The sequence below is a fragment of the Asaia astilbis JCM 15831 genome, from assembly GCF_000613845.1.
Taxonomy (GTDB): domain Bacteria; phylum Pseudomonadota; class Alphaproteobacteria; order Acetobacterales; family Acetobacteraceae; genus Asaia; species Asaia astilbis.
Map to the genome: position 1 here is coordinate 37,674 of NZ_BAJT01000016.1, position 16,241 is coordinate 53,914.

General features: G+C 55.0%; 17 protein-coding genes and 1 pseudogene. 11 read left to right on the forward strand and 7 right to left on the reverse strand.

Features of this window, described 5'->3' with window-relative positions; all coding sequences use genetic code 11:
* Positions 1-71: 71 nt before the first annotated feature.
* The 4 genes from JCM15831_RS12085 (at position 72) to JCM15831_RS22920 (ending at position 2,460) form a co-directional block, all read left to right on the forward strand.
* The gene (locus JCM15831_RS12085) at positions 72-1,205 is read left to right on the forward strand and encodes a flagellar basal body P-ring protein FlgI (protein WP_025824468.1); all 1,134 of its coding nucleotides are present in this window, start codon (positions 72-74) and stop codon (positions 1,203-1,205) included.
* Positions 1,206-1,209: 4 nt separating this feature from the next.
* Complete coding sequence (locus JCM15831_RS12090) at positions 1,210-1,542, forward strand: rod-binding protein (protein ID WP_025824469.1); 333 nt, start codon at positions 1,210-1,212, stop codon at positions 1,540-1,542.
* Entirely contained in the window at positions 1,539-1,946 is a 408-nt protein-coding gene (locus tag JCM15831_RS12095) for a hypothetical protein (protein ID WP_025824470.1), read from the forward strand. The genes JCM15831_RS12090 and JCM15831_RS12095 overlap by 4 nt, the downstream gene beginning before the upstream one ends.
* Positions 1,947-2,178: 232 nt before the next feature.
* The gene (locus JCM15831_RS22920) at positions 2,179-2,460 is read left to right on the forward strand and encodes a hypothetical protein (RefSeq protein WP_051528489.1); all 282 of its coding nucleotides are present in this window, start codon (positions 2,179-2,181) and stop codon (positions 2,458-2,460) included.
* A 33-nt stretch (positions 2,461-2,493) separates the two neighbouring features.
* Here JCM15831_RS22920 and JCM15831_RS20405 read toward each other — a convergent pair whose 3' ends face one another.
* The 7 genes and pseudogenes from JCM15831_RS20405 to JCM15831_RS18780 all read right to left on the reverse strand — a co-directional run bounded on the left by JCM15831_RS20405 (position 2,494) and on the right by JCM15831_RS18780 (position 6,825).
* Positions 2,494-3,093: a DUF6468 domain-containing protein gene (locus JCM15831_RS20405; RefSeq protein ID WP_025824471.1), complete on the reverse strand. Its 600-nt coding sequence runs from the start codon at positions 3,091-3,093 to the stop codon at positions 2,494-2,496.
* A 61-nt stretch (positions 3,094-3,154) separates the two neighbouring features.
* On the reverse strand, positions 3,155-3,424 hold the full coding sequence (locus JCM15831_RS22925) for a FliM/FliN family flagellar motor switch protein (protein ID WP_051528491.1): 270 nt from the start codon (positions 3,422-3,424) through the stop codon (positions 3,155-3,157).
* Between the two features lie 11 nt (positions 3,425-3,435).
* Positions 3,436-4,281, reverse strand: a complete 846-nt coding sequence (locus tag JCM15831_RS18775; RefSeq protein ID WP_051528492.1) for a flagellar motor switch protein FliM — start codon at positions 4,279-4,281, stop codon at positions 3,436-3,438.
* 51 nt (positions 4,282-4,332) lie between these two features.
* Positions 4,333-4,860, reverse strand: a complete 528-nt coding sequence (locus tag JCM15831_RS12115; RefSeq protein ID WP_156938867.1) for a flagellar basal body-associated FliL family protein — start codon at positions 4,858-4,860, stop codon at positions 4,333-4,335.
* Positions 4,861-5,107: 247 nt separating this feature from the next.
* A complete protein-coding gene (locus JCM15831_RS24030) occupies positions 5,108-5,221 on the reverse strand; it encodes a flagellar basal body rod C-terminal domain-containing protein (protein WP_373277647.1) in 114 nt (37 codons plus the stop codon).
* Between the two features lie 6 nt (positions 5,222-5,227).
* Positions 5,228-5,389 (reverse strand): annotated as a pseudogene (locus JCM15831_RS24035) (flagellar hook-basal body complex protein); the annotation flags it as partial.
* The gene (locus tag JCM15831_RS18780; protein WP_232228175.1) at positions 5,344-6,825 is read right to left on the reverse strand and encodes a flagellar hook-basal body complex protein; all 1,482 of its coding nucleotides are present in this window, start codon (positions 6,823-6,825) and stop codon (positions 5,344-5,346) included. The gene JCM15831_RS18780 and the pseudogene JCM15831_RS24035, both read right to left, overlap by 46 nt.
* A 654-nt stretch (positions 6,826-7,479) precedes the next feature.
* On the opposite strand from JCM15831_RS18780, the gene JCM15831_RS12125 reads away from it, so the two are divergent.
* The 7 genes from JCM15831_RS12125 to flgH all read left to right on the forward strand — a co-directional run bounded on the left by JCM15831_RS12125 (position 7,480) and on the right by flgH (position 16,206).
* Positions 7,480-9,147: a methyl-accepting chemotaxis protein gene (locus JCM15831_RS12125; RefSeq protein ID WP_025824473.1), complete on the forward strand. Its 1,668-nt coding sequence runs from the start codon at positions 7,480-7,482 to the stop codon at positions 9,145-9,147.
* 198 nt (positions 9,148-9,345) lie between these two features.
* Positions 9,346-10,908 (forward strand): flagellar hook-associated protein FlgK, encoded by a 1,563-nt coding sequence (gene flgK / locus JCM15831_RS12130; protein WP_025824474.1) that lies wholly within the window; start codon positions 9,346-9,348, stop codon positions 10,906-10,908.
* Positions 10,909-10,926: 18 nt separating this feature from the next.
* A complete protein-coding gene (locus JCM15831_RS12135; RefSeq protein WP_025824475.1) occupies positions 10,927-12,012 on the forward strand; it encodes a flagellin in 1,086 nt (361 codons plus the stop codon).
* A 1-nt stretch (position 12,013) separates the two neighbouring features.
* Positions 12,014-13,417: a tetratricopeptide repeat protein gene (locus JCM15831_RS12140; RefSeq protein ID WP_025824476.1), complete on the forward strand. Its 1,404-nt coding sequence runs from the start codon at positions 12,014-12,016 to the stop codon at positions 13,415-13,417.
* Positions 13,418-13,659: 242 nt separating this feature from the next.
* Positions 13,660-14,445: a flagellar basal-body rod protein FlgG gene (flgG, locus tag JCM15831_RS12145; protein WP_025824477.1), complete on the forward strand. Its 786-nt coding sequence runs from the start codon at positions 13,660-13,662 to the stop codon at positions 14,443-14,445.
* A 7-nt stretch (positions 14,446-14,452) separates the two neighbouring features.
* On the forward strand, positions 14,453-15,451 hold the full coding sequence (flgA, locus tag JCM15831_RS12150; RefSeq protein ID WP_025824478.1) for a flagellar basal body P-ring formation chaperone FlgA: 999 nt from the start codon (positions 14,453-14,455) through the stop codon (positions 15,449-15,451).
* A 50-nt stretch (positions 15,452-15,501) separates the two neighbouring features.
* Complete coding sequence (flgH, locus tag JCM15831_RS12155) at positions 15,502-16,206, forward strand: flagellar basal body L-ring protein FlgH (RefSeq protein ID WP_232228179.1); 705 nt, start codon at positions 15,502-15,504, stop codon at positions 16,204-16,206.
* Positions 16,207-16,241: the final 35 nt, after the last annotated feature.

Below are 16,241 nucleotides of genomic sequence, written 5' to 3' on the forward strand. Positions count from 1 at the left end.
TATTGGCATAAGGCGCTGTTGGCGCCGGGGCGCTTATTCATATGGTGACCATTTTAATAAAGACACAGTCTATGGGGGTCGATTTGGCAAAGCGCTGGCTCGGATTTGCGCTGTTTCTTGCTATCGCAGCCCCGCTGCTTGGCTCTGCGCCTTCTGCACATGCGACCTCTGTCAGGGTCAAGGATATTGTCGATTACGAAGGCGTGCGAGACAACCAACTCGTTGGATATGGCCTTGTCGTCGGTCTCAGAGGGACTGGTGATCGTCTGACCAATACGATTTTCACGCGTGAGACGTTGATCAGCATGCTCAATCGTCTTGGTGTCAATATTCGTGATCGTCAGGTGCAGTTGCAGACGCATGACGTCGCCGCCGTGATGGTGACTGCGACATTGCCACCGTTTTCCCATGGTGGCGGTCGAATTGACGTGACGGTCTCTGCCGTCGGCGACTCACAGGATCTGGCGGGTGGAACCTTGCTCGTTACGCCTCTGCAAGCAGCAGATGGCGAGATCTATGCGGTTGCTCAGGGCTCTCTTGTCACGAACGCCTTCGCTGCGGGCGGCGCTGCGGCTGCTGCTTCCCGAAATATTCCGACGACAGGCCATATCGCGAATGGTGCTGTGGTTGAACGCGAAGTGCCCGTTGTGCTCGGTGCCGGCGGTGTGATCCATCTCTCCCTGCGAAACCCGAACTTCACGACAGCCAACAGGATCGTGGCAGTCATCAACCGTGCGCTCGGCAGGGGAATTGCGCGCGTAGACGATCCCAGCACGATTGCTGTCAGGATGGCAGGGCGCGATGCGCCGTCATTGCTGTATCGGATTGGTGATCTCATGGTTGAGCCCGACACGATGGCCAAGGTCATTGTCGATGAGGCGAGCGGCACGATTGTCATGGGTGATAACGTCCGGATCAGCACGGTCGCGATTGCACAGGGTAATCTGACGATCCAGGTAACGGAAACGCCGCTTGTCGCGCAGCCTGCCCCTTTTTCGAACGGGACGACGGCGATCGTACCGAGAACGCAAATCAATGCGTCAACGGATGACTCTCATCGGTTAGGAATCCTCCGCGAGGGGCCGACGCTCGCTAGTCTTGTGTCAGGGCTTAATGCGCTTGGCATGGGACCGCGCGATATGATCAGTATTCTACAGGCCATCAAGGCCGATGGCGCTTTGCAGGCCGATCTGGAGGTTCGATAAGACCATGAGCTATTCTTCACTTCCAGTTGGCGCTCTTACTGCAGCGCGCGTGGCAGCTCAAAGCGCCACTCAGCAAACGACGAATCAAGCCAAGGCTGACAAGGCACGGGAAACGGCGGTCTCTTTTGAGGGCGTGACACTCGGCGAAATGCTGCAGCCTATGTTTGACACGGTGGACACGTCAGATAACGCGTTTGGCGGAGGGGCTGCGGAAAAGCAGTTTCGTTCTTTGCAAGTGCTCGAAATGGGTAAGGAAATCGCGAAAGGAGGCGGTATCGGTATCGCCGATAGCGTCTATCGCCAGATCCTCGTCATGCAGGAGAAGGCGTCGTCATGAGTGCTGACATCTCCCGATACGAGCGCGATGTTCTCAGAGCGATCGACAAGCTCACAGCCACGTTGAAAAAAGAAAATGCGCTGCTCACGGAAGGGCGCGCCGAAGCTGTGGCGGATCTTCTCGAAGATAAGGCACAGCAGATCGAAGGTCTCGAGCGGGCGTTACGCGCCTTTGTCGAGGCGGGCGGGGATAAGAAGGCCCTGCGTGAACCGCTCGAGAAATTCGTTGCGAAGGCCGGTGAGAACCAATCCTTGATCGAGCATTCCGTCGAGGCGCAGATGTTCTTCCTCAAACTGCTCTTCAGCGAACCGGAGGAAGACGGCGTGAGAGGGTATAGCGCGAGTGGCGGCTATGCAGCTTCTTCTCCGTCCAGCGAGGCGCTCACGCTCCGGAGCGACGTCTGATGTCCATGTCGGGTGCCGGAGACCGGCCTTTCCAGAGATCCATATCCGGTGTTGTGCTTAGAAACGCGCATCTTATGGGCTCCTTTATGGTGGTCGCAAGCGTGTTAAGTGCCTGTCAGTCACCGGCCAGGCCTTACCTCGCTATGGGGCGTCGCGTTGCCGAGGCGGGCTTTATTGCCCACCTGCCGACACGACTGCCCGTTATGCAATGATGAATACCCTGCCGCCAGGCATGATGACATATCGAGCCTCTCCGTCCGGTCTCATCTATCTCTATGCAGATCCGATCGGCTGTGGCTGCGTGTATATGGGATCAGAGGTGGCGTATTCGTATCTCGTGAACTCGACACCTGTGGTGAAGGGTAGGCACACGCCTGTCAGCGGTGTGCCTCCGATCTCAGAGATGGCTGCCGAAAACCGGAGAGACAGGGCCATCTGGGACTGGAGTGCCTGGGCGAGCACTGCAGATCCAGGCGCCACCCAGCCACGCTATGTGAGCGGTGCCTCCTGGTAAAAGCCCTTGGGTTAGTTCTGCACCCAGGTGGTGTCAGGTTTTTGGGCCGCCCAGGAATGTGTTTTCAAAGCGCTGTTTGACCGTTTTAGTCGGCGTATTCTTCGGGGCGGGCGGCGGAGTGCGCTTTGGCTCCGGTGCCGTCTTGGAAGAGGGAGCGCTTTTCGTCGGTTCAGCAGGCTTGCTCTGGATCGCTTCTTGCTCGGTCTCATCGGAATCGGGAACGAGAGGTGTCTCGATCTTCCTCAGCATGTCGAGTTTGAGGTCAGAGGCGTCGTCCAGAAGTTTACCGAGAGCCTGCTCACGCGTCGCTGCCTTGGAGGTGAGTTCGGTAAGCTTCTCTGCTTTTGAGTCGGCTCGATCGACAAGGGTGTCTAGCTCCGTACCGACAATCTTGGCCTGCTCGATTGTACGACTGAGCGGGCGTCCGCTGACCTGTCCCGCCACGCGCAGCCTTTCGACGCCATCATGAGCATTCTTGATGCTTGTCTCGAGTTTCTCGATAAGCTTGATAAGATTGGCCCGGTCGGCCTTCAGAGCCGATAGGGTCTTGCTTATGTAGAAGTTATAGGCAATCCCCAAAAGAAGAAGGACAGATAGAGCGATCTCTATGAATATTTGTACTTGAGCTAGCATGCTAGATCGTCCCTCTTATGATCGGACCCGAAAAGGGGCGTATGTTGCACTCTTCTGCGGCCTAATCATAGGCGTGAGGTTCGCTCGGACTGTGAGTGTGGGGGCTGTCATCGGGTACCAGGCGCTGATCGATCTTCACGGCAGCCTTTCCACCAGATTGACCCAGATGACCTTCAAAAAGTGGGGTCTGGCTCGACTGTAGTGTCACAGGCAAAGAGCCCTGTGTCTTCTGCGGGAACAGGATCTGCATCCCCGGTTTCATGTTCAGAAGCTGTGACAGCGGGATCGTCTGTTCTTCCAGAACCGCCTGTAGTTCAGCATCGGTTTCCATGATCTCGGAAATCAGATGATTCTCCCAGACGGAATCACGTCCGAATCTTTCTCCCATAAACTGCTGGGAGAGCAAATCGCGCACGGCTCTAGCGTCGCATAGGGGATGACGAGATCCATGTTGCCGTTGCGATCTTCCATGTCGATATGCATTTTCGACGTGACGACCGCATTGGACGCGCGGGCAATGGCGGCGAAACGGGAGCTGACTTCCAATCTCTCAAAGAGCAGCTCGACCTCGCACACGGGGCTGAATGCAATCGAGAGTTCACGAAGCGCAAGAGCAATGAGCTTTTCAAGTAATGCGCGCTCGATGGCAGTGTGCGGTCTTCCCTCGATGCCTGAATGACCTTTCCCTCGCGGTCCGCCCATCAGAGTATCGATGATCGAGTAGGCGAGCGCCGAGTCGATTACGACAAGTCCGTAATTCTCCCACTGAACAGCTTTGAACACGGCAAAGAGAGAGGATGAGGGAACGCTGTTGACGTAATCACCGAAACACATCGACCGAGTGTATTCCATGGTGATTTCGACGTTGTCATTCGTGAAGTTTCTCAGGCCGGTCGTCAGGAGGCGCACGAGACGATCCAGGACAATTTCGAGCATCGGCATGCGCTCGTAAGCGACAAAGCCAGCCCGGATGATCCGTTCCATCCCGCTTTCCGTGCGTTCCGGCAGGCCGCTGAATGAGCCGCCGAGGAGATTATCGATCTCCGATTGGTCGAGCATGTCGTTCAGCGTGTCACCCTGAAAGGGGTCATTTTCATCATTGCCCGCTTCAGCCTCTTCAGAACGAAGGAATTCTTCGTTGAAATGGCGGTCGTTCGAATTGGGGGATTGATCGTTATTGTCTGTCATTCTGCCTGTCGATCAAACTGAAAATGCTCCGATCTGTCAAACGACTGCGAGTTACTGGATCAGAAATTCCGTGATGTAGAAGTTTGTAACCTTGAGGGGGGCAATCTGGATACGAAGGCGCCGGAGCAGGGTCTCCCTCAGACGATAGATGCCGTTCCCCCGGATCTCCTGGGGCCGCGTCTCGTGCAGGTAGGTCTGGAAGATGTCCTGAATTGCCGGGATATATCCCCGTAGCTCAGGTTCCGAAACTTTCCCGGCGACTTCAATCTTGGTTGTCATCTTGACATAAACCGGACGACCATCACCGTTATCCAGGCTCGATATAATCGCCGGGATTGTCAAGAAGGACGTCTCTCCCGGCGGAGCGTCGCCTGTCTGACTGGCCGTCTGGGCCTTTTTGTGACCGAAAATCCACCCTTTCTCGATCGCGAAATACGCGCCCCCTCCCAGCAGAGCTAGAACGAGGATGCCTACGATGAGAAGGAGGCGTTTTTTTTTTCTTGGGAGCGCCGCCAAACCAAGTCGATCATCGTCAACGGGGTTGACGTCGAGATCGTCGCCGAAACGTGATTCGCTCATGGGTTTAAAGCTCAAAATCAAGAAGAGATGGGCAGGAGGCTTATCCTGCTCATCTCAGTGAACGCCTAGTTTAACGAGGCGGGGAATGCGGAGGTATTTAAAATTTTTGCCCAGAAAGTTCAGACCTAGACTGCCATCCCACTCTGGGAAGAACGACCTAACATCATCTAAACGGGCGGGTCGACCCTGCACAACAAAACTTATGTAGGTTTTCTGGCGAGAGCGCCAACCTCGCCAGAAAGTAGTTTTACTGCTTCATCGCAATTGTGGTCTGCAGAAGCTGATCGGCCGTTGTGACGATCTTCGTATTTGCAGAGTAAGCCTCTTGTGCGACGATAAGCGCGGAAAGATCACTCGTCAGATTGGTCGTCGACGATTCCGTGTACCCGACGGAAAGCGTCCCTGTTCCATTCGCTCCGACCGTCCCGATGACCGGATTTCCAGACTGTGCCGTGGCCGTGTAAGCCTGTCCGTCGACGGCATTCAGTCCGTTGACATTGGCAAAGTTGGCGAGGGCGACCTTGCCGACAAGCTGCGTAGCGCCGTTGCTAAATTGCGCCGTAACCGAGCCGTCGCTGAGAAGCTGAACGCTTCATAACTTCCTGCGCTGACTGCATCAGAAGTCAGGGCCGTCGTGTCGGTGCCAAGAGTGCTCGACGGAGTGAGAAGTGGGCTGGCAGCATTGGTCATCGTCGGCAGATTGACCGTGTACGCTGTTCCGTTGATCGTCGCTGCAATCGATGTCGGCGGTGCGTTGGCAGTGCCGTCTGCATTGAACGTGATCGAAGAGGTCGCGCTCAGCGCAGCGCCGGTCGAGGAGTCGATAGCAGAAACGTTCCAGGTCGGCGGTGATGCTGACGTCTGCGACCAGAGCATCGATACCGGAACGCCCGAAACCGTGACAGGTGATGTCATGTAGCTCTGATTGGAGCCTGTGCTGGTGCCGATCTGCGCGCTGCCTTGGGTCAACGTCGACGTGGTCGCGTCGAGGGTGAGGCTGCCCACGGCGCTTTTGCTGGCAGTTCCCGTGGAGGAGGCCATGATCGTGCCGCTCGTGCCCCCGATGGTCCCAAGAGACAGATCCATCGTCTGGGTCGAGTTGGACCCATACGTCGCGGTGATCGGCAGTTTCACGGCAGAGCCGCTGGTCGTCGAGCCCACCGACGCACCAGTCGAGTCAGTGACACTCGCGAGCGTCCCGTTGCTGTTGAACGTCACGTTATAAGTGTTGGCGGCCTGATCGATCGCACCTGTGCCGTCTGCGTCGTAAGCACTCACCGTCCAGACCAGGGGGTTCGTGGTGCTCTGGTTCCAGGTAAGGGCGACATGATGGGCTGTTGCGTTGGCATCGTAAACGGTTGTTGGTGCTGTTGTGTAGGTCTGCGCGTCTGCTGCGGTGTATTTTGAAGTATCGGCCGGCATCGTGCCGACTGTAGCTGTCAGGGAGATCGTGCTCGTCTGGGGCTGGCGGTACGTAACATTGCTCACATTGATTGCGCTCAGTGTAGTGCCAAGCTGCCCGGTCGAAGGGTCGACCATATACCCGTTGAGGTAATATCCGCTGGTATTGACGAGATATCCAAGGTTATTCTGAGAAAATTCGCCGTTTCGAGTGAAGTAATCACGGTCCTGGAATTGAGTGGTTCCCGTATTTCCAACGCCAGTGGCTTTGGACACGACGAACATGCCGTTGCCTGAAATCGCTGCAGAGAGGCTGCTGCTGCTGCTTGTCGGCGTCCCCTGCTGGTCAACATGCTGCACCGTAACAGCTGAAACCGAGTCTGAAATATCCGCCGATGCCGTGCTCCCGATCAGTGAGCCTGCCACGAAATTTTGAAAAGACGTCGTGTTAGCCTTGTAGCCAACCGTTTGGCTATTGGCGATGTTATTACTGAGATTCGTAAACGCTGTTGATTGCGCGTTAATGCCACTGACTGCAGTGGTGAGGGCGTTAAATACTGACATTGCCTGTCCTCGACTGGTGCGCCGCGGATTGCTCCGCCTGCCCGAAGGAGATGAAATTAGAAATCTGTATAAGGTAAATTAGTTTATGACTTGGAAATTTAGCCTGCACGCGCGGAAATCGGATCTGGGAACGACCAAGCTCTCGTGAGCAGAATATTTCCCTAGCGACATGACGCTCAAGTTCGCCATATGGGTAGCATGCGCGCCGTGAAAAGCAAGCGTTGTTACGCTATCTTTGTCCGCAAAAGGCAGGGGCAGGAGTCACTGCTGCCAGGTTTTCGCTGAGGCCTTTAACGGCTAGGCTGCAAATCAGTGGAATTGCAAACTTTTTGTTAACCATTTCCATGCTTCTCCTTCAGTGAGGACAGGTGCGGTGGGATCGCCAAACCTCTGAATTCCGGAGCCTGCATTGGCACCTCGATGTCAACTATTTCTGTAACCAAGCTCCAGGCCCGTAGCGCAGCTGAGTAATTTTGAATCGAGATTGAAGGCCGCTGCTATATCGATTGATTATTCGAAGAGATACCATGATCGTTGCGAGTCCGACATGTCTTTTACCAGAAACCAGATCCTTTGGTTGAGCGTTTTAATTGTATCGCGTTTTGCGCCAGACAGATCGCTGTTTCGATCTTTGTAAGTCGGAGATAAGATCGAATGTTGAAGTCATGGCCGGGTGGTTGGGCTGACTCCAAGGCCAAGCTTGCGGCCCTCGAGCGCTCACTCGCTTTCATCGAGTTTGAGCTCACTGGAAAAATCATCAGCGCAAACGCTAATTTTTGCGCAGCGATGGGCTATAGGCTGGATGAGATCGTTGGTCGGCATCATTCTCTTTTTGTCGATGCGTCATATGCAAAGACATCTGAGTATGCAGATTTCTGGCGTAAATTAGCTTCTGGGACTTCCTATTCGCAGGAGTGTGTTCGCTTTACCAAAAATCGTAACGAAGTATTGCTTCAGGCAAGTTATAATCCGGTTTTCGATGTTGCGGGTCGAATTTACAAAGTCGTCAAGGTTGCTTCTGTCGTGACGGAGGCTGCAATGCTCCGGGCTGACGCGCAGGGAAAGCTGGACGCCATTTCCAGAGCGCAAGCGGTCATCGAATTCACTCCTGACGGCACGATCCTGACAGCTAATGATAATTTTTTGACGGCAATGTCCTACGAATTGGGTGAAATTGTCGGAAAAAAACATCGCATCTTCGTTGAGGCGGCGATCGCTAATAGTGCAGAATATGCTGAGTTCTGGCAAAAGTTACGCAGTGGTGATTACATTCCGCTCGAATGCCGACGCGTAGACAGGCATGGTCGTCCCGTTTGGTTACAGGCGTATTATAGTCCGATACTAGATATTAACGGTCGTGTCGTAAAAGTCGTCAAATACGCGACCCTGATCACGGGGCGTGTTCAGGCGATCAACGACATCGGCAAAGGACTGGCGAAGCTTGCCGATAATATCCTGAGCTTTCGTATGGATGGCGTGATCGATCCGACTTATGCTCAGCTTCGTGAAGATTTCAACAGCGCAATTTCAAAACTCGACAACACTCTTGGCGGTGTCTGGTCTGCCGTGGGCGCCGTCGCGATTGGGGCAAATGAGATTGCTGTTGCGTCGAGTGACCTTGCAAAACGCACCGAGACACAGGCTGGAAGCCTTGAGCGTGCCGCGCTGACATTGGACGACATCACGGCGCGTGTTGGCAGAGGTGCAGAAAACGCGAAGAGTGCTGCTCTCTCGACATCTCAGGTGCGGATCGATGCGCTCAAGGCCAATCAGGTTGTCAACGAAGCGGTTGTTGTGATGGACCGAATGAAGGAGTCGTCCAAATCCATTTCTCAGATCACCGGTATGATCGAGCAGATTGCGTTTCAGACTAATCTCCTCGCTTTGAACGCTGCGGTTGAGGCGGCTCGGGCCGGTGAGGCGGGGCTTGGTTTCTCTGTGGTGGCGACAGAGGTGCGAGCTCTAGCCGAGCGATCTTCGAGAGCCTCCAAGGAAATCCACGAACTGATTGAGAAAGGCGGTGTTCATGTCGACCGCGGTGCCGAGTTGATTGTGAATGCGGGGAGCGCTTTGGGGGGTATCGTACGACAAATAGCGGAAGTCGATACCGTTCTATCAGAGATCGCCAGGGGCTCGGAAGAGCAGGCTGCCGGGCTCGATCAGGTCAATCAGGCCGTAGGTCAACTCGACCGTGTTACGCAGCAGAACGCGGCGATGGTTGAGGAGGCAACGGCTGCGGCGACCACGCTCGAAAAAGAATCGGGGAAGCTGAAGGGGTTGGTTGGCGGGTTTACTTTAGGGATGGCTCTCCCTCCGTTGTGAGAGATTGACTCATTTCTCGCTATTCCTCGGAGCGATTTATTGGCGCATCTGAGGTATGACCGATCCTTAGCCGAAACCTTTCAGAAACTATTAGCCACTAGATGCTAGGTTCAGAACTGCTTCTCCCGTCTGAATAAGCGCTTCGATCGGTCGTGTTGACCGTGAGTATTCGTGATTTTCATGAGGAATGGAAAAAAGATGAACTTACTGTCTTCAATCTCGATGGCAACAGGCACCATGAAGTCGATTGAAGCGCAGTATGCTCTTCTGTCGAATAATGTGTCCAATGCAAGCACTACGGGCTACGTGCGAGAGACAGTGGCGACCGTTGCTCAGGTCGCTGGAGGAATTGGCGTCGGTTCACGTCTCGCCAATACCCAGCTCGCGGTCAATCAGGCGCTGCAGTCGACATTTTATCGTCAGAATGCAACGGCCTCTTCCTATGATACTCTGAACAGCTCGCTCAGCGCGCTCTCGGCCGTACAGGGTTCGACCTCCGCCGACTCAGGAAGCACGACGTCCCTTAGCGACCAGCTTGGCAATCTGCAAAGCTCGCTAATATCGTTGACGTCCACCCCTTCCCAGAGCGCAGCGCAGTCTGCCGTCATCAACAATGCAACGGCGCTCACGAATACAATCCATACGCTTGCATCGACGTACACGACCCAGCGGCAGGCGGCGGCAGATAATGTTGTCTCGATCGTCTCGTCGGTTAATTCCGATCTTACTCAGATCGGCGCCCTTTCTCAGCAGATCATCAAGTTTCAGGCCAAGGGGCAGGATACAGCCGATCTGGAGAATCAGCGTCTCGGCGTGATGTCCGATCTTTCTTCCAGCCTCAGTGTGACTTTCTCGACGACTAGCAACGGCGACATGATTGTTCGCACCGAAAACGGAGTTCAGTTGCCGACGCGTCCAGACCAAATCGGCCAGGATAACAATACGCAGACCCTGCCCAGCTCAACCTGGCCCCTGACGACGTCAAGTGCCACGATTGATAGCAGTAATTACTATAGTGCTCAGGATCCGAACTCGGTTCCCGCAGGAATTATGCTCAAGGGGCAGGATATTACCTCGAGCCTGACGGGCGGTGAGCTTGGGGCGAATGTATCACTGCGTGACTCAGTCTATCCGCAGATGCAGGCACAGCTTGATTCGTTCTCGTACACGATGATGAATCGCGTTAATAGCGCTGGGCTCTCCTTGTTCACGACGAGTTCTGGTGGGTCGAGCACAGTGCAGTCGACCAATTTGAACCTTCCCTCGCCGCAAGGGATTGTCGGTCTCTCGTCGACCTTGAGTGTCAATGCGACTTATGCTGCGACACCCTCCTTGCTTGTGACCACGACCAATAGTGATGGCACGACGAATTCGAACGACACGAGTGTCATCAGCAAGGTCCTCTCCGTTTCTTTCGGCTCGGACCCGAGCGACGTGAGCGGCAGCCTGTTGGCACCGACGAGCGGACTGGGCCCGAATGGCGCACTTTCGACGGGGTATAGCGGCAGCCAGGGGCTTTTGGCTCTTTCCAGCGCATTGACTTCCAATCAAGGCGCCACCATTGCATCAGCCAGTTCTGGCCTGACATCGAGCACAGCTGTGTTGACGACGCTCCAGACCAAGATCGCGTCGACGTCGGGTGTTGTCCCGAATGATGAGCTCGCCAAGACGGTCACGCTGCAAGCAGCCTACTCGGCCAACGCCAAGATTATTTCGATCGCGCAGACAATGTTCAGCGCATTGATCAATGCGATTCAATAAAAAGGGACGGAGCGGAAGATGAGCAGTTCTATTACTCAGTACGGCAATTCGGCCCTTTCGCTCATGATGGCGGCCAGCGTTGCTAAGTTGACTGCACAGCAGCAGGTGACGACTTATCAAAGCAGCACCGGAATTATCGGATCTTCCTACGCTGACCTCGGATCATCTCGCGCCACCGTGCTCGATCTGACTCCGAAAATCAGTCAGGTGCAGTCCTGGCAGTCGAATATTTCTAACGCTCAAACCACATTGTCCGTGACAGCCACGGCGCTGAACCAGCTGGTTTCTCAAGCTACAGCCCTCTCGGCGAGCCTGCTGGGGGTCGCGGGAACCGCGACAACGAGCCAGGTTGCTGCTGTTTCATCGGCTGCGCAGAGCACGCTCGAAAGCATGAAGACGGTCCTTAATACAAGCGATGGCACCAATTATGTTTTTGCCGGGACGGACGTCACGACGTCGCCGGTCAAAGGCGAAACGTCGCTCTCAACAAGCACGCTCGCTCAGCAGATTGCCTCAAGCGTCCAGTCTCTTTCCAGCAGCAGCGCAGACGACGTTTTTGCTCAGATAACGTCACTCGCGGCATCGAATGACTCATCGGTGTCTGTCTTTTCGCCTGCGCTCTCGGTGTCGGCATCCCAGGCTGCGTCTCAGCAACGCTCAGTGATAAGCGGCTCGGATTCCACGACCAGCCTCGGAATCGTAGCGACGCAGAGCTCGGTGACGTCTTCGGCATCGACGACCTCGACCGGTTCTCCTATTCGCGATCTTATGCGTGATCTAATGGCTGCCTCCGCAATGAAAGGCATGTCCTCTGAGACGCCTGGATATTCCGATCTGGCCAAGAAAATCTACACATCGCTCAGCACGACGATCAGTCAGTTGACGGAGCAGCAGGGCGCAGTTGGCGGAACGCAAAACAGCCTTACGGCGCAATCGACGCTTTTGAAGGGCGTGAACACGATGTTGCTGACCCAGCTGGGGAATGCTCGTGACGCTGACATGGCGACAGTGGCCACTGTCGCGAACCGTGTTCAGGAAAGTCTGACCGTCTCGTACACGCTCATCTCGCAGATGCAGAAAATGTCACTGGCGGATTATCTGTAAGGTGAGTCACCCAGAAGGGAGTGCCGAGCAACTGCAGCTGGCTGGCCGTCTCGCAGAGGCTGAGGATGCTTACAAGCTCCGACTGGAGAGGACACCCGACGACGCGAAGAGCCTGAGTAATTACGGGGGATTGATGAATCTCCTGAACAGGTTTGACGAGGCGTTAGCTCTGCTCGGCCGCGCAGTTGCGCTTGACTCTTCTCTGGCTGACGCCTGGTCTAATCTGGGTAACAGCTTCCTGTTTTTGAGCCAGTACGAAAACGCGATCGCCTGCTACCGTAACAGCCTGCAGCTGGATCCAGGACATGCGCTCGCTCTCAGCAATATGGGCGTTGCTCTCGATCACCGCGGCGCGCACACGCTGGCCCAGCAATTCCATCGTGCTGCGATCGCGCTGGATCCCGAAAATGCCTACACCCGGACCAATAATGCAGTCTCTCTGTTGCAGGACGGTCAGTATCTGGAAGGTTTCCGCGAGTACGAGTTCCGGTGGAGCGCGCACGACAGTCAGAGCTTTGATCTCAAGAAGCCTCGCTGGGCAGGAGAAGTAGCGCCGGATAAGGTCCTGCTCATATCGACCGAAGGCGGCTTCGGCGACGTTATCCAGTTCTCCCGCTTCTTACCGCTCGCCGCCGATCGGGTAGGAAAAGTCTTACTCCGGGTCAGACGTGAGCTGGTGTCTCTGATGCGAGACAGCTTCCCGGAAGAGATCGTCCTGAGCGAAGATGATCCGGTTCCATTTCATGACCTGGAATGTCCGGTCCTTAGCCTTCCGCGAGCATTGGAAATCACCCTCGACACCATACCGGGTGCGGGGGGGTATCTGCGGGTTGACCCTGTCAAGGCACGGTACTGGCAGAAACAGGTTGAACAGGAAACAGGCGAAGGGAAGGGGCGGGCGTTGCGCATTGGCCTCGTCTGGGCAGGCGCTCCCCATCCCGAGGTTCAAGCCGCTTTTCTGGCCGATCACCGTCGTTCAACCGATTTGGCGACTTTCGCGCCTTTGGCCACCGTTCCTGAGGTTGTCTTTTACAGCCTTCAGGTTGGAGAAAGATCCGCTCAGGCCAGCGCGCCTCCTCCCTTGATGCGCATCATCGATCATACAAAAGAACTGCGCGATTTCAGCGATACCGCAGCTCTGGTTAGCGTGCTCGACCTGGTCATAGCCGTTGATACCTCGACCTGTCATGTGGCGGCCGGTCTTGGGAAGCCGACATGGTTGCTATCGCGATATGATCAATGCTGGCGGTGGCTCTCCGGCCGAACCGACTCTCCCTGGTACGACTCGTTACGGATTTTTCAGCAGAACACTCCGTTGGATTGGAATGGTCCGCTAACAGGAATCGGGGGAGCGCTGCGAGGCTTCTCATCAGAGCATCTGGCCTCAACAGCTCGGATTTCGTGAAAAAAGCGAGAAGCTGCTCTTCAATGCTCGCATTGAGTGAGTGAACGTTGTAAAGAGCTCGTGTTGCGTGATTGCTTGCAGAGGCATTTTAGCCTGCCAAGCAATTTACGATTCCCTAAGGAATTTTCACTAATTCTATTTTACGTGAGACACGGCGGCGTCGCCGTTTGTAATTTGTACCGTGTCACATCAATTTGAAATGGCGCTCGTATTGAGAGGCGTCGGGAGCTCGTCAGACAATGATGCGATCGCTGGATATTGCGAACACGGGCATGCAGGCCCAAACGACGAATGTTGAGACGATCTCCAACAACATCGCGAATATGACGACGACGGGTTACAAGCGTCGTCGCGCTGAATTCCAGGATTTGATTTATCAGGATCTACGTCGCGCCGGCACGATGAGTTCGGATACGGGCGATCTGGTTCCTGCAGGTGCTCAGGTTGGTCTCGGTGTGCGAACGGCAGGTATTTATCGCATCAATGAGCAGGGCACCCTTGAGCAGACCGGAAATTCGCTCGATCTCGCTATTGAAGGGCGTGGCTATTTCCGTGTGACGCTGCCTTCAGGCGAGTACGCTTACACGCGAGACGGTACCTTTTCGCTCTCGCAGGACGGAACGATTGTGTCGGCAGACGGCTATCCCTTGTCGCCGAATATCGCCGTGCCGAATAATGCCGAAAACATTACGATCGATCAGTCCGGTCAGGTTCAGTATACGCTCTCCGGTCAGACTACAGCGGCAGTAGCGGGTCAGATCCAGCTCGCGACATTTCAGAACGAAAACGGCCTTGCCGCGATGGGGCAAAACCTGTTTACCGAGACGACCTCATCTGGCACAGCTAATCTGAGCACGCCCCAGAGCGAGGGTTATGGTTCGGTGCGTCAGGGTTTTGTTGAGGAATCTTCTGTGAACGTTGTTACCGAAATTACGTCGCTCATTACCGCGCAGCGCGCTTATGAGATGAATAGTAAGGTCATCACAGCCTCTAACGAAATGCTCCAGACCCTTACCAATCTACGGTAAAGCTGCGATGCGCTGGCTCTCTCTAGGGTTGCTGGGTGCCTTCGCCCTATCGGCATCAGTTCCTGAGGGTCAATGTGCGACCCTGCGTCATGCTTCGACGATAGCGTCCGGTAATGTCCGTCTCTCGGATATTTTTGCCGGGCTTGAGCAAGGGCAGGATCGTGTCCTCGGCCCAGGCCCGACACCGGGGAAAACGATTGAGGTGAGCGGCCAACAGCTGATCGCCATTGCCGATCAGTACGGCATTGACTGGGAAGATCAGTCCGCAAACGCGTCCATGACAATCATGCGGTCGGGCCGGGTCCTCGACGAATCTTATTTTAACGCCTTGGTTCGCAAAAACCTGCCTGATCTTGGTAACGGGCCGATATCGATTACTTTCCACGATTTTCATCCGATGACAGTGTCTACGGACGAGGCAGATCCCGTTATTCTCTCTGATGTCAAATGGGATCAACGAAGCGGCTGGTTTTCGTCTACAGTCTACCGTGCCCACCCGTCGGGTGATCTTGTTTCAGACTCATTTATGCTGACGGGTGTCATTCACGCCACGCAACGTGTCCTTGTCTATACAAGGTCACTTCCTGCTGGGAGTGCTATCACGGCAGCAGACGTGAAGTTGGATGAGTCCTATTCTGGGCATCTTCCGTTGAGAGCTGTGTCCAATGAGACCGAAGTTGAGGGATTGAGCGTGAGCCGTGGCGTCGTGGCTGGCGCTCCTGTGGTCGCGCAGGATTTGCAGCGCACAGTCGTGATGCATAAAGGCGATCCCGTTTTGATTTCCTATCTCGCTCAAGGCCTGCGCCTGTCGATTGCCGGTCGAGCGATGGAAGATGCCGGGCTGAAACAGCAGGTGAGAGCGCTCAATGTATCGAGCGGCATGATCGTAAGCGGTCAGGTAACGGACAGCGGCAATATATCAGTCGAGCTTAGCAGCCACCCGATACCTTCCGACCCTAACACGGTTCGACGACTGGCGATGTCGGCACGGAATACATTGCCATGACCTTTTTCAGGATTACATCGAACGTCATGCTTATGAAGCGCTCTTTCTCGATGGTTGGTTTGATCGCATTGACGTCGTTGAGCGCCTGTACCTCGTTAGCCAACCTGTCCGAACTTGGTCATCCGCCTCGGATGACTCACACCTCGGATCCTACTCAAGCCCCCGATTATCGCCCCGTAACGATGCCGATGCCGCCGTTACAGCCCCCGCCGACAGAAGTCGGGAGCCTTTGGCGTCCAGGGAGCCGCGCGTTCTTCAGAGATCAGCGCGCATCTCAGGTCGGAGATTTGATCACGATTAACGTCAATATCGCCGATAATGCTGCGGTCAACGACAACACGACCGTCTCGGGGAGCGGATCCCAGACGTTCGGTATTCCGAGTTTCTTCGGAGCGCAGGGTAAAGTGCTCTCCAGTGCAAGTGCACTCGATACAAGTAGTGCGAGTGCGAATACCGGCGTTGGTGTTATTCGAAGAAACGAGACAGTCACCCTTTCTCTTGCGGGGACGATTACGCAGGTTCTGCCGAACGGTAACTTTGTCGTCGTTGCAAGGCAGGAAGTGCGTGTGAATGGCGAGCTGCGTCAGTTGATGGTAAGCGGTGTTGTGCGCCCTCAGGACATCACCGAGGATAATATCGTGACGCATGATCGCATTGCCGAAGCACGTATCTCCTATGGCGGACGTGGACAGCTCTCTACAGTACAGTCCGCACGCTACGGACAGCAAATTATGGATAGTGTCCTACCGTTCTAATGGTCGCCTGAGGTCAACGCAGTCTCTGCAAATTA